Source organism: Phyllobacterium sp. RCAM01083, assembly GCF_055685835.1.
Window position 1 is genome coordinate 760,557 of sequence record NZ_JBVFZN010000005.1, and the last position, 18,585, is coordinate 779,141.

Annotated in this window: 17 protein-coding genes; 14 read left to right on the forward strand and 3 right to left on the reverse strand. The window is 60.2% G+C overall.

Annotated features, from left to right (window positions below; translation table 11 throughout):
* Nucleotides 1-132 precede the first annotated feature (132 nt).
* The 8 genes from ACZ25R_RS10325 (at nucleotide 133) to ACZ25R_RS10360 (ending at nucleotide 6,996) form a co-directional block, all read left to right on the forward strand.
* Nucleotides 133-633, forward strand: a complete 501-nt coding sequence (locus tag ACZ25R_RS10325; protein WP_374042771.1) for a flavin reductase — start codon at nucleotides 133-135, stop codon at nucleotides 631-633.
* A gap of 18 nt (nucleotides 634-651) precedes the next feature.
* Nucleotides 652-1,578 carry an AAA family ATPase gene (locus ACZ25R_RS10330; RefSeq protein ID WP_472460914.1) on the forward strand — a complete coding sequence of 309 codons (927 nt, stop codon included), beginning with the start codon at nucleotides 652-654 and terminating at the stop codon, nucleotides 1,576-1,578.
* 1 nt (nucleotide 1,579) lies between these two features.
* A complete protein-coding gene (locus ACZ25R_RS10335; protein WP_472460915.1) occupies nucleotides 1,580-2,836 on the forward strand; it encodes a vWA domain-containing protein in 1,257 nt (418 codons plus the stop codon).
* Between the two features lie 19 nt (nucleotides 2,837-2,855).
* Nucleotides 2,856-3,188: an XdhC family protein gene (locus ACZ25R_RS10340; protein ID WP_472460916.1), complete on the forward strand. Its 333-nt coding sequence runs from the start codon at nucleotides 2,856-2,858 to the stop codon at nucleotides 3,186-3,188.
* A gap of 9 nt (nucleotides 3,189-3,197) precedes the next feature.
* Nucleotides 3,198-3,911, forward strand: a complete 714-nt coding sequence (locus ACZ25R_RS10345) for an XdhC family protein (RefSeq protein ID WP_472460917.1) — start codon at nucleotides 3,198-3,200, stop codon at nucleotides 3,909-3,911.
* A complete protein-coding gene (locus tag ACZ25R_RS10350) occupies nucleotides 3,908-5,527 on the forward strand; it encodes an NTP transferase domain-containing protein (RefSeq protein WP_472460918.1) in 1,620 nt (539 codons plus the stop codon). Before ACZ25R_RS10345 ends, ACZ25R_RS10350 begins: the two co-directional genes overlap by 4 nt.
* Before the next feature lie 15 nt (nucleotides 5,528-5,542).
* Complete coding sequence (locus tag ACZ25R_RS10355; protein ID WP_472460919.1) at nucleotides 5,543-6,421, forward strand: alpha/beta hydrolase family protein; 879 nt, start codon at nucleotides 5,543-5,545, stop codon at nucleotides 6,419-6,421.
* A 128-nt stretch (nucleotides 6,422-6,549) separates the two neighbouring features.
* Complete coding sequence (locus ACZ25R_RS10360; RefSeq protein ID WP_403176035.1) at nucleotides 6,550-6,996, forward strand: hypothetical protein; 447 nt, start codon at nucleotides 6,550-6,552, stop codon at nucleotides 6,994-6,996.
* 47 nt (nucleotides 6,997-7,043) lie between these two features.
* Here the strand turns inward: ACZ25R_RS10360 and ACZ25R_RS10365 are convergent, their stop codons facing one another.
* Together ACZ25R_RS10365 and ACZ25R_RS10370 are read right to left on the reverse strand one after the other, a co-directional pair.
* On the reverse strand, nucleotides 7,044-7,955 hold the full coding sequence (locus tag ACZ25R_RS10365) for a diacylglycerol/lipid kinase family protein (RefSeq protein WP_472460920.1): 912 nt from the start codon (nucleotides 7,953-7,955) through the stop codon (nucleotides 7,044-7,046).
* Between the two features lie 69 nt (nucleotides 7,956-8,024).
* A complete protein-coding gene (locus tag ACZ25R_RS10370; RefSeq protein ID WP_472460921.1) occupies nucleotides 8,025-9,329 on the reverse strand; it encodes a glucoamylase family protein in 1,305 nt (434 codons plus the stop codon).
* A gap of 154 nt (nucleotides 9,330-9,483) precedes the next feature.
* On the opposite strand from ACZ25R_RS10370, the gene ACZ25R_RS10375 reads away from it, so the two are divergent.
* The 6 genes from ACZ25R_RS10375 (at nucleotide 9,484) to ACZ25R_RS10400 (ending at nucleotide 17,477) form a co-directional block, all read left to right on the forward strand.
* Nucleotides 9,484-10,179 carry a fumarylacetoacetate hydrolase family protein gene (locus tag ACZ25R_RS10375; RefSeq protein ID WP_472460922.1) on the forward strand — a complete coding sequence of 232 codons (696 nt, stop codon included), beginning with the start codon at nucleotides 9,484-9,486 and terminating at the stop codon, nucleotides 10,177-10,179.
* Between the two features lie 316 nt (nucleotides 10,180-10,495).
* Nucleotides 10,496-10,978 carry a hypothetical protein gene (locus ACZ25R_RS10380; RefSeq protein ID WP_223612993.1) on the forward strand — a complete coding sequence of 161 codons (483 nt, stop codon included), beginning with the start codon at nucleotides 10,496-10,498 and terminating at the stop codon, nucleotides 10,976-10,978.
* A 297-nt stretch (nucleotides 10,979-11,275) separates the two neighbouring features.
* The gene (gene mprF, locus ACZ25R_RS10385) at nucleotides 11,276-13,807 is read left to right on the forward strand and encodes a bifunctional lysylphosphatidylglycerol flippase/synthetase MprF (protein ID WP_472460923.1); all 2,532 of its coding nucleotides are present in this window, start codon (nucleotides 11,276-11,278) and stop codon (nucleotides 13,805-13,807) included.
* On the forward strand, nucleotides 13,804-15,198 hold the full coding sequence (locus tag ACZ25R_RS10390; protein WP_472460924.1) for a virulence factor family protein: 1,395 nt from the start codon (nucleotides 13,804-13,806) through the stop codon (nucleotides 15,196-15,198). The genes mprF and ACZ25R_RS10390 overlap by 4 nt, the downstream gene beginning before the upstream one ends.
* Nucleotides 15,199-15,344: 146 nt before the next feature.
* Nucleotides 15,345-16,229, forward strand: coding sequence for a LysR family transcriptional regulator (locus ACZ25R_RS10395; protein WP_472460925.1), 885 nt, complete (start codon nucleotides 15,345-15,347; stop codon nucleotides 16,227-16,229).
* Nucleotides 16,230-16,313: 84 nt separating this feature from the next.
* Nucleotides 16,314-17,477, forward strand: coding sequence for a TDT family transporter (locus tag ACZ25R_RS10400; protein WP_472460926.1), 1,164 nt, complete (start codon nucleotides 16,314-16,316; stop codon nucleotides 17,475-17,477).
* Here the strand turns inward: ACZ25R_RS10400 and ACZ25R_RS10405 are convergent.
* Nucleotides 17,474-18,493: a bile acid:sodium symporter family protein gene (locus tag ACZ25R_RS10405; RefSeq protein WP_464660918.1), complete on the reverse strand. Its 1,020-nt coding sequence runs from the start codon at nucleotides 18,491-18,493 to the stop codon at nucleotides 17,474-17,476. The two genes, ACZ25R_RS10400 and ACZ25R_RS10405, sit on opposite strands and share 4 nt — an antisense overlap.
* Nucleotides 18,494-18,585 lie beyond the last annotated feature (92 nt).

An 18,585-nucleotide genomic window follows, 5' to 3' on the forward strand; every position in this document is an offset into this window, starting at 1 on the left:
GTAAGCATAGCGCGATAATATTGGCTCGTTCCGCCGGAAAGAGTCCAAGCCGCAGAAAAAATATTCTACAGCTATAGTTCGGGCGCGTGTTGCGTTAGTGATGATTTGGACAACGGAAATAAAACTGTGCTCATCGCCAAGGACCAGAAAATAGAACCTCTCGCATTCCGCAATGCCATGAGTCATTTTGCGGAAGCAGTCCACGTCATTACCACCGATGGACCGGCGGGCAGACGCGGGGTGACCATTTCTGCCGCATGTTCCGTGTCCGACAATCCGGCCACCATTCTTGTCTGTTTGAACCGGCAGCACGAATTCAATCATCTCTTCATCGAAAACCAGGTTTTCGCGCTGAACGTGCTTTCGGCGGACCAGCGGGCGATTTCCGAGGCCTTTTCCGGCAAGGGGGATTTGCCGCAGGAAGACCGGTTCGCCCTCGGGCAGTGGCAAACGCTGCAGACCGGCGCACCGGTGCTGATGAATGCACTTGCCAGTTTTGATTGCCGCATCATTGCCACCCATGAGGTTGCCACGCATTATGTCATCTATGGCAAGGTCACCGCGCTCAACACCGGGGAGCGCGGCCAGTCGCTTGTCTATCTCAACCGCTCCTATCATGGTGTAGGGGAATAGGTCCAAAACGGAGATTTCATGGCCGACCAGACTGTTTCATCATTGCCGCAATCGATCGACGCGACGCTGGCACTGCTTGAAACCGGCGGCTATGTGGCGGACCGGGCGCTGGCGACGGTGCTGTTTCTCAGCCTGCGGATGAAACGGCCGTTGTTTCTCGAAGGCGAAGCCGGTGTCGGCAAGACCGAGATTGCCAAGGTTCTTGCGTCGACGCTGGATCGGCCGCTGATCCGCCTGCAATGCTATGAAGGCCTCGATATCTCCTCGGCCGTGTATGAATGGAATTACGCCGCACAGATGATCGAGATCAGGCTGGATGAGGCGACAGGCATAGCCGACAAGGCAGCCATCGAACGCAATGTCTTTTCCGAGAAATTCCTGATCCGGCGGCCGGTTCTGCAGGCGCTTTCGGGCCAACCTGGCCGGGCGCCGGTGTTTCTGATCGATGAGCTGGACCGGACCGATGAGGCCTTCGAGGCTTTTCTGCTGGAAGTTCTGTCGGACTATCAGGTGACGGTGCCGGAACTCGGCACCATTGTCGCCGCCGAACCGCCGATTGTCATCATCACCACCAACCGCACGCGGGAAATCCACGACGCCCTGAAGCGCCGCTGTCTCTATCACTGGGTGGATTATCCCTCGGCGGAACGGGAGCTGGAAATCGTCCGGCGCAAGGTGCCTGCCGCCAATGAGCGGCTGTCGGCGGAAATTGTCCGCTACGTGCAGAAATTGCGCGACATGGACCTTTTCAAGCTGCCCGGCGTCGCCGAAACCATCGACTGGGCGGGTGCCTTGACCGAAATGGACAAGCTGGCGCTCGATCCGGAAACCATCTCCGACACCATCGGTGTGCTGCTAAAATATCAGGACGATATTGCGCGCATCGCAACGGGCGAAGGGCGGCGCATTCTCGATGAGGTCAAGGCAGAATTGAACGCGGCTTGATATGGAGACATTCGCTTCTTCCCCACAAACGCCCCGGCAGGACAGCCGGCTGGCGGACAATATCGTCTATTTTGCCAGGACCCTGCGCAAGGCAGGTTTGCGGGTCGGCCCGGCAGCGGTCAAGGATGCCATCGAGGCGGTGCTTGCCGGCGGCATCGGTTCGCGCGACGATTTTTACTGGACGCTGCACAGCGTGCTTGTCACCAGGCGCGAGGATCACGCCACCTTTGACGAGGCATTCCGGCTGTACTGGCGCTCGCGCGAACTGATCGAGAAAATGCTGGCAATGTTCTCGCCGGTTGCCGTGGCACGGGAACGGCCGAAGCCGAAGGCGGCGGAAGCGCGTGTTGCCGAAGCGCTGTTCAAGGGCACGGCCCGCAATGCGCCGCAAGAGCGGCCGCCGGACATCGATATCGATGCGCGTTTCACCTTTTCCGGCAGGGAAGTGCTGCGGTCGAAGGATTTCGCCCAGATGACCGCCGATGAACTGGCGCAGGCGCGGCGTGCCATGGATCAGCTCCGCCTGCCGGTCGATGAAGTGCCGACGCGTCGTTTCCGGGCTGATCCGAAGGGCCCACGCATCGATCCCAGGGCGATGATGCGATCGAGCCTGAAAACCGGCGGCGACCTCATCCTGCCGAAATTCCGGTCGCGGCGGGAAATTCACCCGCCCTTGGTGGTTCTTGCGGATATTTCCGGCTCGATGAGCCAGTATACCCGCATTTTCCTGCATTTCATGCATGCGATGATGGCCAAGCGCCGCCGCGTGCATTGTTTTGTCTTCGGAACGCGCCTCAGCAACATCACCCGCCCGCTGCGTTACCGCGACCCGGACGATGCGATTGCGCACTGCACCGGCGCCGTGCACGACTGGTCGGGCGGAACGCGCATCGGCGAGACGCTGCGTGTGTTCAATCGCCAATGGTCGCGCCGGGTGCTTGGGCAGGGGGCGGTGGTTCTGCTGATTACCGATGGCCTTGAGCGCGAGGAAACCAGCGGGCTTGAAGCGGAGATGGAACGGCTGGCAAAATCCTGCCGCCGCCTGATCTGGCTGAACCCGCTGCTGCGCTTTGAAGGTTTCGAGCCGCGCGCCCGCGGCGTCAGGGCCATGCTGCCCTATGTCGATGATTTTCGCGCCGTGCACAATCTCGATGCGCTGGAGGATTTGTGCGAGATATTGAGCCGCCCATCGGAAAAGCGCGATGATCCCAAGCGCTGGTTGCAAAGTTCTTCCCAGCAACCCAGCTTATACGCATAATGGTGCGGGAGGCATGGTCATGACACAACAAAGCACAAGTGAACACGATCCGCTGCTCGTTGCCGAGCACTGGATGTCCGGCGGGCGTGACGTTGCTATTGCCACGGTCATCGAAACCTGGGGATCGGCGCCGCGTCCGGTCGGCAGTCACCTTGTCATTGACGAAAAGGGCAATTTTGAAGGCTCGGTTTCCGGCGGCTGTGTCGAGGGTTCGGTGATCGCCGAGGCCATGGACGTGATCACCACGGGCGAACCCCGGCTGCTGGAGTTTGGTGTTGCCGATGAAACGGCCTGGCAGGTCGGGCTGTCCTGCGGCGGCCGCATCAAAGTCTATGTTGAACGGCTTGGCTGAGATCGCATCATGGATCCCTATTGCCTCAAGAAACTGAATATTGAACGCCGGGCCCGCAGGGCGGCGCTGCTGTTGACCGACCTCGGCGACGGCCGCGACCGGGTCATCAGGGAGGGCGATCCCGTCGCCGGGCAACTCGGCGAAGTGATCGCGAAGGCATTCCTGTCCGGACAGTCCGGTGTCGCCGCGGTGGACGGCCGGTCGTTCTTTCTCAACGTTCACCTGCCGCCGCCGCGTCTCGTGGTGATCGGTGCCGTGCATATCAGCCAGGCGCTGGCGCCGATGGCACGGCTGGCGGGCTACGACATGGAGATCATCGATCCGCGCACGGCCTTCGCCACGCCGGACCGTTTTCCCGATGTGCGGCTTCTGGCCGAATGGCCGCAGGATGCGCTGAAAGCCCGCCCGCTTGATGCCTATACGGCTGTTGCCGTGGTGACCCACGACCCGAAGATTGACGATTATGCGCTGGAACATGCCGTGAAGGCCGGATGCTTCTATATCGGTGCGCTCGGCAGCCGCAAAACCCATGCCAAGCGGGTGGAGCGGTTGCAGGCACTCGGCCTGGACGAGCAAAGCATTGCCGCCATCCATGCGCCGATCGGCCTCGACATCGGTGCGGCAAGTCCGGCGGAAATTGCCGTCGCTGTGCTGGCTGAAGTCATCAAGGCCTTCCGGGCACGCCGGCTGCGTACGGCCCAAACACTGGAAAAGACCGCATGATTTTCGGCGATATACCTCTCGATCAGGCCATCGGTGCCATTCTCGCCCATTCCACCCATGCGGGCGCGGTGAAGCTGAAGAAGGGCCATGTCCTTACGGGGGACGATATCGCGCAATTGCGCGGTGCCGGTGTTACCCATGTCACGGCGGCGCGCCTTGATGCCGGTGACGTCGAGGAAAATGCCGCCGCCCGGCAGATAACCGCTGCCCTGCAGTGCTTCGGCATTCAGGCCGGCCCTGCCTCCACCGGACGGGTGAACTGCTACGCGCAGACCGCCGGGCTTTTTACGGTGGATGCCGACCTGATCAATGCGATCAATTCGGTGGATGCGTCGGTCACGATAGCCACGCTCAAACCATTCGAGCGGGTGGAGCCGGGGCAGATGGTTGTCACCATCAAGATCATCCCGTTTGCCGTATCGAGGGCCGTTCTCGATGAAATCGCCACGCTTGCACACCAGCGTGATGCTTTTGGTGTTCATGCCTTTTCCGGTGTCCGCGTCGGCCTGATCCAGACGACGCTTGCGTCGGTGAAACCCTCCGTGCTCGACAAGACCATGCGGGTTGTCGATGCGCGCGTGAGCGCCAGCGGCGGGAGCCTGATCGGAGAATTGCGCCCGGTCCACGAGACAGGGGCGCTAGCGGCATCCATCCGGCAGATGCACCGCAACAGCGATATGGTGATCATTTTCGGCGCGTCCGCCGTGGTCGACAGGGATGACGTGGTTCCCGCAGCCATTCGGGACGTGGGGGGCATTGTTCATCATGTCGGCATGCCCGTCGATCCCGGCAACCTGCTGGTGCTGGGCGAACTCGGCGGCAAGCCGGTTATCGGCGCGCCCGGCTGTGCCCGAAGCCCGAAGGAAAATGGATTTGACTGGGTGATCGACCGGCTCCTGGCCGATATTCCGGTCACCAAGGCGGATATTGTCGGTATGGGCGTTGGCGGCCTGCTGATGGAAATTCCGACCCGACCACAGCCAAGAGACCCCAGGCCGCCGCTGCCAAGGCCGGCGGTCGCCATAGCCGTTCTCGCCGCCGGGCGGTCGAGCCGCATGGGCGGCGCCAACAAATTGTTGGCCACGTTCGACGGCGTGCCGCTGATCCGCCGGTCGGCGGAACTGGCAGTCCAGGCCGGAGGCGAGCCGGTGATTGCCGTACTCGGCTACATGGCGCAGGAATGCAGCGCCGCGCTGGACGGGCTACCCGTGAACATCGTGCTCAACACAGATCATGCCAGCGGGCTTGCCTCGTCATTGCACGCGGCCATCCGTCACGCTCCGGCATCCTCGGACGGCGTCATGATCATGCTTGCGGATATGCCTGCCTTGTCCGCATCCGATCTGCAAACCATGATCCGGCAATTCCAGGGTGTCGGCGGGCAAACGGTCGTCCGCGCAACCTTCAAGGGCAAACGCGGCAATCCCGTCATCCTGCCGCGCTTCCTCTTCGACGAGGTTTTTACGCTGGCCGGCGATGTCGGCGCACGGCATCTGGTGGAGCGTGGCGATATTCCGGTCATTGATGTAGAGCTTGGCGAAGCGGCGGCCATTGACGTCGACACGCCCGATATGCTTCGGCTGGCCGGCGGCACCATCGTGGCAGCGGCACGATAATCAGAGGATTTGCATTTGTTCAGGACTATTTTTCTTGGCGCGCTGGCTGCCATCGGTCTTTCCAGCGCGACACTTGCCGCGCAGCTTGCGCCTTTCAAGGATGACTTGTTTGCCTATCCCGGCATCATGAAGACAGCCGATGGCGGCGACTATACCGTGGTCGATTACAATGAGATGCGCGATATCAATGGCCGCGACGATGTGCCGGAACTGCGGGTGAAGCGCCGGTATATCGATCTTGCCGCCAAGCGGATGCAGAAGGATCTGGTGGTGACCACCGCCAGCGGGCCGGTCAAGGTGATGGCTGCCGGGAAAATCGACCCCGGCGCATCCGTGATCACGATCTATCTGCACGGGCAGGGCGGCAACCGCCAGCAGGGCATGAATGATTTTACCTTCGGCGGTAATTTCAACCGCATCAAGAACCTGATGGTTCTCAATGGCGGGCTCTATCTCACGCCCGATTTCCGCGACTTTGGCGACAAAGGTGTGGCGCAGGTTGCCGGGCTTATTGCCTACTTCAAGTCGCAATCGCCGCAGGCAAAGCTGTTCGTTGCCTGCGGTTCCATGGGCGGCTCGCTGTGCTGGGGACTGGCGCAGGATGCGGAAGCAGCGAAAAACATTGCCGGATTGGTGATGCTGGGTTCCCTGTGGGAGGACAAGTTCATCGGTTCGCCCGCCTATAAGCGGCGCATACCGGTTTTCTTCGGTCACGGCAGCCGCGATCCGGTGTTCGCGATCGACAATCAGGAAGCGTTTTACCAGAAAATACGCAGTACCACGAAAGGTTATCCGGTGCGGTTCGTCCGTTTCGAGACAGGCAACCACGGAACGCCCATCCGCATGTCGGATTGGCGCGGCGTTCTGAACTGGATGCTTAACGTTTCACCTTAGGGAGCGATCTGGGGATTGTGGCAATAAAGTCCCATTGTGGCGATTGTGCCACTAGACAAATGGGTAAAAGCGAATAGTTTCCGGCCTAAACAGACATCATCCTGCGACGAGACTTTGCGGAGAAAGCCATGCGCCTGCCTACCTCTATTCTAAGCCGGATTGCCCCCCTGGCAGTTCTCATTCCCCTTGCCGCATGTTCCACAACCGGCGAGCCGAGTGCAGGCCCGACATTCGCAACATTCTCTCCCGTCCGCCCGCCCGTCAGTTCGGAACTCGCAGCGCCGTGCATTGCTGCCGCGGCGAGCAAATATGTGCTTTCGGCGAGCAATATCAAGGCCGTCGATGAACGCGCTGTCGGTGGTGGCGTCAACGAAGTCTCCCTGAAAGTCGATATCCGCAATGCGCTGTGCACCGTCACCGACAAGGGCAAAGTCCGCTCCGTCGTCGACACCATGCCGAAGAGCGCCGACCAGGTTGCCGCGGAAGAGGCGGCTGCTGCCAAGAAAGCCGCTGGCGGCACGGCAGCTCCAACCAAGAAGTCGAAGAAGAAGCAGGCACAGCAGCAGGAAGGCTGATTGCCTCCAGCTTTCGTTCAAACGGCGTGGCGAGAGTCACGCCGTTTTCATTTGGGCGAAGGCTCTGCCGGAACCAGCACCCGCAACGCGCCCGCATGCACCTTGATGACGACGTCGCGTTCCAGCGGGACGAGCTCGCCATCAATGGTGGCTCTTTTACGGCCATGAAGATGCGGAAAGTGCAGATCGACTTCCCCGGCCAATATCTCGTCCACGTCGTTGTTGTTGCGCCATGACCCCATCAGGACGGTGGCAGCCAATTTGGCGAGGGATGAAAGCGATATCCGGTCGGCGATGTACACACCGAGCTTCCCCTGATCCAGGCTGTCGGCGATCGGCAGCAAGCCCCGGCCATAGGGGTTGTTGGAGACGGAAATCGCCGAGACTGTCCGTTCGGTTGGTACGCCGTCGATGGTCAGCCGGACGGCGAAGCGGGGCGGGCGCCCTATCACCTTGGCAAATGCCCGCATGCTGGCCAGGCGCTTTCCCCACTGGGAACTGTATTCCAGCGTGTTGCGCAGCTTGATCATCCGCGGTTGAAAGCCGATGGCGAACTGGTGCACGAAAGCGCGCTCATTGGCGGTCGAGATATCGGCTGCGGTTATCACACCGCTGGCGAGGCTCTCGAGCGCCGCATTCAACTCAAGCGGTATTTTCAGCGACCGGGCGAAGAGGTTCATGGTTCCGGCGGGCAGCACTGCCAGTGGAATTCCGGTCTTCCAGGCGACCGCTGCAGCGGCGGAGATGGTTCCATCGCCGCCACCGGCCATCAGCACACCGTCCCGATCCCTCGCGGCCGCATTCTCGAGCGCCTTCACGATATCCTTGCCGGCCACGATATCGCTTTGGAAGGCATGCCCGTGCTGTTCGAAGATTTCTTTCGCCTTCAGGGCGAATGCCGCAATGTCGAGGGTGCGAAAGGTGCCGCCATCGCGGTTGAAAACGGCATGAACCTGCATGAATACTCCCCGATGGCTGCCGCGATCCGGCAGAATGTGGCCGCCCGCTCCGCTTGTGGCAATGCACAATCAGCCCAATGGTTCCAAAATTTCCTGCCGGGCAGCGGCGAGATGCGGGCTGGAAAAACCGAGTTTGCGCAACCCGTCCTGAATTTCCGGGGCGCTCATGAACAGGTTCCACAACAGGCCGGTGCGATGGTTCTCGATCATGGCGACCACGGGTCCCTGATCGATACCGAGATAGGTACGAGCAAACCATCCGCTGGTCTGTGAAAACGCATCGACAAAGCCAAAGCGCCCCCACATCTTTGCCCGGGGAAGCTGAAAAAAGTGCCGCAAGGCATTCATGGCCTCCTCGGGCAGATAGGGCAGGCTGCAAAGGGCGGCCGTGGGCGCGATCAGGCCGAAATCCGAGGCCGGAGAGCTGACGACATAGCCGGTGGGGCCGTGGCTCGAGGTCAGGCCCCAGCTGTCCGGGCCATAACCGCGATACCCATGCGGGTTCTCGACGCAGTGCTGGTAATTGATGCGGGCATGGTTGCAGTTCTGCTGCCAGTAATCGGCATAGCGGTCGGAAAGCCCGCGCGGATCGAGGCCGCAGAACGAATAATGGGCGAAGAACAGCGGCCCGCCATAGTCGGGGCCGAGCGGCAGGGTGATGCCGTAATAATCCTGCCCGTTGATGAACTGGCTGCCGGTGGCAAAGCCCTCATGATAGATATCGGCATCAATGCCGTGCCTGGGGGCACCTGCCGCCAGGACATAGGCGATCAGCGCTTCATTCCAGCCGCGGATCGGTACATTGCGGGCGAAGTGATAGCGGGGGCTGTGATGCCAGTACAGGACCTTTTCGTCATGCTTGATGTGCGCTGTCCACTCGACGGCGTGCCAGAGATGGTTGATCCGGTCGCGCAGCGCCGTCTCTTCCGGGGCCGGCGCGGCAAAATACTGCCGCACGCAGATCAGACCCTGCAGCAGGAATGCGGTTTCGACCAGATCGCCGCCATCATCGCGCATGGAAAAGGGGATGGTGGACCCGTCGCCGCCATGGAAGAAATGCGGAAACACGCCGTGATAGCGTTTGGTCTGTTCCAGCGCCGTCAGCATTGTGGCGATCCGGCCGATAGCCGCCTGCCGCTCGATCCAGCCGCGTTCGATGGCCACCAGAATGGCCATGAAACCAAACCCGCTCGCCCCTGCGGCAACGAGATCGTTGTTCGGGTCGGCAGTTTTACCGGTGCGGTCGCGGGCCAGCCCGCTTCGGGGATGAGCACCGTCCCAGAAATACTGGAAGCTCGCGTGCTGGACCCGGTCCAGCAACCCCGCGTCATCGTCGGTGACGCCTGTTCTTTCATGCACGAATCTTTGATCCATAAAGGCTGAACATTCCTGCTACAGGGCACAATGACGCTGCATTTGCCGGATTGCATTGGACGATTGTCTGACTTCTATACCATGTGTAGCGTGCCAAACAGCTTGCCAAGATCGAATCCGATCACGGTCATCAATCTCATGTGAAGGGCCCATAATGCCGAACGATCAATTTGTTTTCCAGCCCGTTTCCCAGCCGGTTTTGCAGGTGACCGGTTCGGAAAAGCTGTTCCCCGTGCACCGGATTTACTGTGTCGGGCGAAACTACGCCGATCACGCCATCGAAATGGGTCATGATCCGAACCGCGAGCCGCCGTTCTTCTTCCAGAAGAATCCGGATGCGCTGGTCACCGGCAATGGCGATTTTCCCTATCCCAGCGGCTCAAGCGATGTTCACTATGAGATGGAAATGGTCATCGCACTGGGGAAGGGCGGAACCGACATCGCCGTCGACAGCGCACTCGATCACGTCTTCGGCTACGCGGTCGGCCTCGATATGACCCGGCGCGACTTGCAGGGGGAAGCCAAGAAACTGGGGCGCCCGTGGGACGTGGCCAAGGCATTCGAGGCTTCCGCACCCTGTTCCGCCATCGTTCCGGCTGCAAACATCGGCCATCCGTCGTCCGGTGCCATCTGGCTCAAGGTGAACGGTCAGGAACGCCAGCGTGGCGATCTCAGGCAACTGATCTGGAACGTCCCGGAAACCATCGCCTATCTCTCGACATTGTTCACGCTTAAGGCGGGCGACCTGATCTTTTCCGGAACGCCTGCCGGTGTGGGCGCCATCGTCCGCGGCGATGAAATGCATGGCGGCGTCGATGGCATCGGCGAGATTCGGGCGCGGGTCGTCTGATCTCAAGAGCCGTTGCGCTGAATTTTGCCAGCGAAGGGAAGTGTTTTCGCCATGTCAGCAGCGAAAACGTGAAAAATAAATTTTGACGCTGGTCTGCGGGGATGTCTCGATCCGTTTTATGCGGGTCAGCGTCAAACCGGTCCAAAATGGACCGGCAGGCGCTCAAGTTTGACAGTTTTGTGTCTATACGCTGATGGTGTTCCGGCTAAACAAATCCGTATAACATTTTTGTTAGAAACGCGCCTGTTGTCTTTGAAATCAAATGGTCTATTGAAGATTCTGATTTCCTCGAACCAGAACTCCAGAGCACCCGTTTATGAACCACCGCATTCTCTTTGGCTCCTATCCGATCCCGCGCTTTGCCGGGATTGCGAGCCATAATTTTGTGGTGTGGACCGACGAGACGGGCAGGCCGCTTTATGAGATCAACGGCGGCGCAGCCAATGCGGACGGCAGTTTCAACTACTGCGCCATTCGCGGCCGGTTGACAGCTGTGGTAACCGACTATTCCAAGCGCGACCTGATCTACTGCCCCGAGTTCTATGTGCGCCCGACATCGCGCACCACACTGCTGCTCGAAGGAAATTATACGGCCATCGCCACAAAATGGCGTGCAGCGGTGGATGTGGCGTCGCGCATCCGCGCATCCGGTCTGGGCTATTCGTTTCTGATCCAGAACAGCAACTCGGTGGCAACGGCCATTGCCGAAGGGATGGGGCTTGCTCCGCCATCCGCAGCTGTCGGAAGAGTACGGGCTCCGGGCTCGTACCGCCACCTTGCACTGGATCAGGCGGCCTAGCGCAGCAAATCCGACTCCCAGTAGCGCAATTCATCAGAATGCAATAACTAGCACACAATAGTGCACTCGATTTTGGCCCGGCCAAAATCGAGCGTTTGTGTTGTGGCATACTGCCGCCATTATTACATAGCTTATCACGCCTGGCCAAAGTCATGGGGATTTTGGCGCCATTGGAAAGACGACGCATTGATTTCTGACCCCGCCACGTCTCCGGTTCATAGCAACGAGAAAGCGCTGCAGCGAATTAACGCGCGCTCGCAGCTCAAATTGCCGTGGGGAAAACGGACGAAATCGGCGATGTTCGCCTTCTTCGGCGTCGGCGTGGCTGTCCTCAGCCTGCTGGTCCTGACGCATTTGTCCAGCGAGATTTCGTTCAAGGCCGTCAAGCATTCGATCCATGCGATACCGAACAGCACATTGCTGCTGGCGCTGTTCTTTACCTTTGTCAGTTTTGCCGCGGTTGCGCTCTATGATGTGGTGGCGGTGGAAACCATCGCGCCCAAGCGTGTGCCCTACTATATCTCCGCCATGGCCGGCGGCGCCGGATATGCCATTTCCAACGCGCTCGGATTCTCGCTGCTGACCGGCGGCGCGCTGCGTTACCGGGTCTATGCCGCCGAAGGCATCAATGTGGCCGATATCGGCCGGATCATCGGCACGTCATGGCTGGCGATCTGGTTTGCCTTCACCATCATGATTGCCGTTGCGCTGGTGATCGACCCCACGCGCATTCCCTGGATTGTGTCGTTCGGTCCGGCGATCGACCAGATGATCGGTGCGTCCGTTCTTCTCGCGGTCGCGGTGCTACTCTTCTGGCTGTCGCGCCGCGAGCGGACGCTGCGTATCGGCCGTGTTTCCGTGCGCCTGCCGTCGTCGCAGGGCGCCATGCTGCAGATCATTGCGGGATTGATCGACGTGGCCGCAGCGGCGGCAACCCTCTATGTCCTGATGCCCCACGGGGCCGTGCCCAGCATCGCCGCCTTTGCGCTGATCTACGTGGTCGCCGTGGCCCTCGGCATCATCAGCCATGCGCCGGGCGGTATCGGCGCGTTTGAAGCCACGATGATTGCCGGTCTGGGGATTGGCACAAATCCCGACGCGATTGCTGCGTTGCTGGCGTACCGGGCGATCTATACCCTCATTCCGTTCCTTGTCGCCATCATCGGCTTTGTCATCTCGGAAATACTGCGCCGCCGTCACCTTATTGCCGGGCCGACCATGCTGGCCGTGCGGGTGTTCGAAACGCTGATACCGCCGCTTTCCGCCGGTATCGCCTTTCTCGGCGGCATTGTCCTGCTGATTTCCTCGGTCACGCCGGACTTCACCCGCCGCCTGGAGGTGCTCTCCGATTTCGTGCCGATGCCGTTCCTGGAAATGTCGCATCTCGGTGCGAGCTTCGTCGGTCTGGCGCTGCTCATCGTGGCGCGGGGACTGGCGCGGCGGCTCTGGCGCGCCTGGGTGATGGCCGTTGTTCTCTTCAGCCTTGGAGCGGTGTTCTCCCTGGCAAAGGGGCTCGACTGGGAAGAAGCACTGGCCCTGACCCTGATGGCAGGTGTCCTCCTGCTGTTCGGCGATTCCTTTTACCGCAAGCCTATGGGGGAAAGCTTCAAGCTGACCTGGGGCTGGCTCGCCAGTATCGGCACGACGGCATTCGCCGTGCTGTGGCTCGGCTTCTTCGCCTATCGCCATGTGGAATATGCCAACCAGCTCTGGTGGGAATTTGCCTGGGATGCGCAGGCATCCCGCTTCCTGCGCGGCAGCGTGCTTCTGCTGACCCTGCTGGCGGCGATCACCATCAACACCGTGATCAATGGTGTCGGGCGCGGTAAATTGCGTGCCCAACCCATTCCGGAAGATGTGCCCGATCTGGTGGCGCAGTCACCGCGTGCCTCCGATGCGCTGGCGCTTCTGGGCGACAAACGGTTTTTGATGGACGGCAAGGGGCGTGGCTTTGTGATGTTCGCCCGCTCCGGTGGCAGCCTGGTATCGATGGGCGAACCGGTTGGCGGGGATGACGGGGTCGTCGGGGGGCTTGCCTGGGCATTTCGCGACATGGCGGACCGCACCGGCGCCCGTACGGTCTTCTATGGCGTTGGACCGGAACGCCTGCCATTGTTCCTCGACATGGGCCTGACGGCGCTCAAGCTGGGCGAAGTTGCGCGCGTCGAACTGCGCGATTTTTCGCTGGAGGGTTCAAAACGCCAGCCGCTGCGCTATGCGGCGAGACGGCTGGAAAAGGAAGGCATTTCCTTTGAAATCCTGCCCAAGGAGCAGACACCGGCGGTCATGGATGAATTGCGCGAGGTGTCCGATGCCTGGCTGGAAATGAAATCAGGTTCCGAAAAGCGTTTCTCGCTCGGCTCGTTCGAAGTGGCGTACCTCTCGCATTTCGACATTGCGGTCCTGCGCAAGGACGGCGCGATTGTCGCCTTTGCCAATGTCTGGCGCGGTGCTGGGCAGAAGGAAATTGCGGTTGACCTGATGCGGCACCGGCCCGATGCGTCGAGCGTGATCATGGATGGCCTGTTTGCCAATCTGCTGATGGCGGCGAAGGCAGAGGGCTATGAGTGGTTCAATCTTGGTGCGGCGCCCTTGTCCGGCCTTTCCGACAGCCATCTTGCGTCCCGCTGGAACCGCATCGGTTCGTTCATCTACCGGCGCGGTGCTGAATTTTATCGATTTGACGGATTGCGCGCGTTCAAGGATAAGTTCGGTCCGAAATGGACACCCTATTATCTGATTTGCCCCCCAGGCCTTGCCACACCACGTTCCCTGATCGATGCAACCAATTTGGTGAGCGGCAGCCCCTTCGAGGTCTTTAAACGATGAAATTTCTACGCAGGCCTTATCTGTATCTTGTTGCTGCGCTTGTGATCATCAGCATCATTCTTTCCGTCACCTATCGCTATGTGCCAAGGCTTACTTTCTGGACATCCGGACGCATTCTGGTCACGTCCGAACGCCTGAGCGAAGTCCCGCTGCTGCAGCCGAGCATGAAACCAACCGGTATTGCCATCCTCGTGTCGCAGACCGGCGGTATCCGTGCCGATGACGAGGCGCTGTCCAAGCTGCTGCTTGATCGCGGTTTCCTCGTCCTGACGGTCGATCTGGAAAGATGGCGTCAGCAACTCAATCAGGATACGGGCGAATGCACCTATTTCGTCTCCGATCTTGAGGGCCTTGCGAAGGAAGCTCAGCGCATGATTTCTCTTGATACCTATATGCATCCTGTGATGATCGGCATTGGTGAAGGCGGCGTGATGTCCTACGCCTCGGTCGCCAATTCACCGGCGGCAACCCTTGCGGGGGCTGTCGCGCTCGATCCGACCGTTGCGCTCAACACCAAGCTGCCATCCTGCGAAGGTGCGGATTTCGAGCCTGTTGCCGGACAAGGCTACAGCTATTCCTATGATGCTGACCTGCCCAATCCAGCGGTCATCGTGCGGGAAAAGGCCGATCCGGCGCCGTCCGGCCCGCCGACCCCCGGTTATTTCAAGGCGCAGGAGAAGCTGGCCGCAGGCAAGCCTGAGCGCATGCAGATGGCGGCTGATGCGGCGGTGGAAATTGCCAAGGAAGATGCCTCCGCCGACACCCTGCCGATCGTCGATATTCCGAGCAGCAACGGTCCGGCGAAATATCTCGCCGTGTTCTTCTCGGGCGATGGCGGCTGGCGCGATATCGACAAATCCGTCGGCGATATCATCGCCAAGGAGGGCGTGCACGTCGTCGGCGTCGATTCCCTGCGCTATTACTGGTCGGTGCGCAAGCCGGAAGACATCGCCAAGGATATCGGCCGCATCATCAAGAAAGCCGATCCGACAGGCAAGCTGCCCGTGGTCCTTCTCGGCTATTCCTTCGGGGCGAACACGGTGCCTTTCGCCTGGCCGTTCATTCCCGAGCATCTGCAGCAGCGCATCGCCATGGTCGGTCTGATCGGCACGGAGGAAACCACGCCGTTCCAGGTTTCGGTCGGTGCGTGGCTCGGTCTCGGCGGCGACAACGAGGTGGCACCCGCCGTTGCCAAACTGCCGCCGGCAAAGGTGCTGTGCGTCTATGGCACGCAGGAGGATGACACCGCCTGCAACGACCCGTCGCTCAGCACGGTGCAAAAGATACAGCTGCAGGGCGATCATCATTACGATGAAAAATATGACACCCTGGCTGCCAAGCTGATGGAAGCCATTGCGTCCCGCGTGCAGGCACAGCCGGCCGCGCAGTAATAGGCGGGCCGGGCTGGACGAAACAGGGGCTGCACGGTGTGCGGCCCCTTTGTTTTGTCTGCCGTCCGGAAATTTAGGCCCCGCGCGGCTTGGCAATATGTGTAATCTGGCAAAGCTGTTGCCGAATCCTTGCTGAGAGATTGTTTATGACGCTGGACCAGTTGCGCATCTTCATCGCGGTTGCCGAGCGCGAGCACATCACCCATGCGGCGGCGGCTCTCAACATGACGCAGTCGGCGGTGAGTGCAGCCATTACCGCGCTTGAGACCAGACATGGCGTCACCCTGTTCGACCGGATCGGACGTTCCATCGTTCTCAACCAGACCGGGCGTGTGTTTCTGAAGGAAGCTGTCGCCGTGGTTGCGCGGGCCAAGGCGGCGGAAACCGCATTGACCGACCTGGCCGGTCTGATGCGCGGTGAGCTCTCGATCATGGCAAGCCAGACGATTGCCGGATACTGGCTGCCGGACATGCTTGCCGCCTACAGGAAACGTTATCCCGGCATTACGCTCGATATCCGCATCGGCAACACCCGGCAGGTTGCGGCGGCTGTGGAAGCGGGCGAGGCGGAACTGGGGCTGGTGGAGGGCAGGGTCGAGCATGCGCTGCTGTCGACCAGGGTCGTGGCGACGGATGACATGGTGATCGTGGTTGCTGCCGGTCAGCCCTGGGCTGCGCACCGCACTGTCGACGTAAGGGATTTCCGCGATGTCGCCTGGGTCCTGCGCGAAAAAGGCTCCGGCACCCGCTCGGCTTTTGAACAGTTGCTTGGCGCAGTGAACATGGACGTGACCATGCTTGATATCGCGATGGTGCTGCCGGGCAACGAGGCAGTGATCGGAGCGGTCGAGGCCGGTGCGGGGGCGACGCTGATATCGCGCAGCGTTGCCTCATCCAAGCTTCGCGCCAAGCTGTTGCGGGAAATTGCCTATCCGACCATGCCGCGGCCGTTCTATCTCCTGCATCACCGCGAGCGCTATCGCAGCAAGGCTGCGGATGCCTTTGTTTCCCTTGCGGAAGAGCGGGCATAAGCGATCATTCGATTTTATCGATTTGTTTGACAAGTTTAATGCGTTGGAATTGATGAGTTAGCGCTTGCTAAGGATGTTCTGCCAATGACGCAGAGATTCATCATGACCACGCTCGATACATCCACACGCTCCGTTCCCCGTTCGATTGCGCCTAAAAGACTGGGTATTGTCCGCCAGTTCACGCCCAACTGGTTTGCAACGACGATGGGGACGGGCATTCTTTCCATTGCCTTGGGGCAATTCCCCGGCCAGCCCGCGATCTTTGCCTTGGGTGAGGCGCTGTGGCTGGGCAATATGCTGCTCTTCGCTGCCTGCAGCCTGGCCTATGTCACCCGTTGGCTCCGCTATCGCCAAGAGGCGAAGCGGGTGTTCGATCATCCCGTCATGTCGATGTTCTTCGGCTGCATTCCCATGGGGCTTGCGACCATCGTCAACGGTTTTCTGGTCTTCGGTATTGCCCGGCTGGGTGAAAGTGCCGTTGCCATTGCCTATGCGCTCTGGTGGCTTGACGTGATCCTTTCCGTGGGAATCGGGCTTGCCATACCGTTCATGATGTTCACCCGGCAATCCCACGCGATGGAGCAGATGACGTCCGTCTGGCTTCTGCCGGTGGTTGCCAGCGAAGTGGCGGCGGTCAGTGGCGGCCTGCTCCTGCCGCACATTGCCGATGCTTCCACGCAGCTCTCCGTCCTTCTTGCCAGCTATGTGCTCTGGGCCCTGTCCGTGCCGCTGGCGATGTGCATTCTCGTTGTGCTGTTCCTGCGCATGGCGCTGCACAAGCTGCCGGCGCCGAACATGGCCGCATCGAGCTGGCTTGCCCTCGGACCGATCGGGACCGGCGCGCTCGGCATGTTCGTGCTCAGCACCAATGCGCCCGACATCCTCACCGCCCATGGATTGGGTGCTGTCGCCAGTGCTGTCTCCGGCGCGAGCCTGCTTGCCGGCGTGTTCCTCTGGGGCTACGGCCTGTGGTGGCTGGTCATGGCCGTGATGATCACCATCCGGTATTTCCGTGACGGCATTCCATTCAACATGGGCTGGTGGGGCTATACATTCCCGCTGGGCGTCTATGCCGTGGCAACCCTGCGTCTGAGCCATATTTTACCGGTTGCCAGCATCGGCCTGTTTGCGGAAGTGCTGGTCATCACCCTTGCCATGGTCTGGCTCGTTGTCAGTGCGCGCACGCTTCGCGGCGTCTGGCTCGGTCAGGTCTTTGCCGATCCGAGCCTGGAAACCCGCGCTGCCTAACCGGCAGCGCTGGTTGCAGCCTTTTTATCCCCGGCGGATTGGACCGCGGATGCCTGCTTCTTGCGGGCATCCGCATAGCGCTGGGCAATGACGGCACAGGCCATCAGCTGGATCTGGTGAAAGAGCATCAGCGGCAGCACGATGCTGCCGATGTTCTGTCCGGCGAAGATCACCGTGGCGATGGGTACGCCGCTGGCAAGGCTCTTCTTCGAACCGCAGAAGGTGATGGCGATCTCGTCCTCCTTGGAGAAACCCAGCCAGCGGCTGCCATACATGGTCGTGAGCAGCACAAGCGCCAGAAGCACGATGTTGACGGCAATGACCACGCCGAGATCGCGCAGCGACATGGTCTTCCACAGGCCTTCATTCACCGACTCGCTGAAGGCGAGATAGACCACCATCAGAATGGAGCCGCGATCCACCGGCATCAGGATTTTCTTCTTGCTGCGGATGAAATCGCCGATCCATGGCTGCAGCACCTGTCCGAGAATGAAGGGCGCCAGCAATTGCAGCAAAATGGATTGCAGCGCATCCAGCGAAAACCCGGCGTGGCCACTGGCGGAAAACAATACGCCGGCCAGAAGCGGCGTCAGGAACATGCCGAAAATATTCGAGGCGGATGCCGAGCAGATGGCGGCCGGTACATTGCCTCCGGCAATCGATGTAAAGGCGATGGACGACTGCACCGTCGAAGGCAGCACGCACAGAAACAGGATGCCCGTGTAGAAGGCAGGCGGCAGGATTGTCGGAACAAGCACACCGGCAGCCAGGCCGAAAATCGGGAACAGCACGAAGGTGGCAGCGAGAATCGTCAGATGCAGCTTCCAGTGCAGAAACCCGGCAATGACCACATCCCGCGACAGGCGCGCGCCGTGCAGGAAGAACAGAAGCCCGATGGCCACTTTCGTCGCCAGACCGAAATAATCGGCGGCGACGCCGCTGACAGGAAAAAACGATGCCAGCACGACGGTCGCAACAAGCATCAGGGTGAAATTGTCAGGCAAAAAACGGGACATGGCTGTTATTCCGGTACGATAGATTTGCGGCAGCATCCACTATCATGATATAGGATGCAAGGAATAACACTTATCATGATTCAGGATTTCAA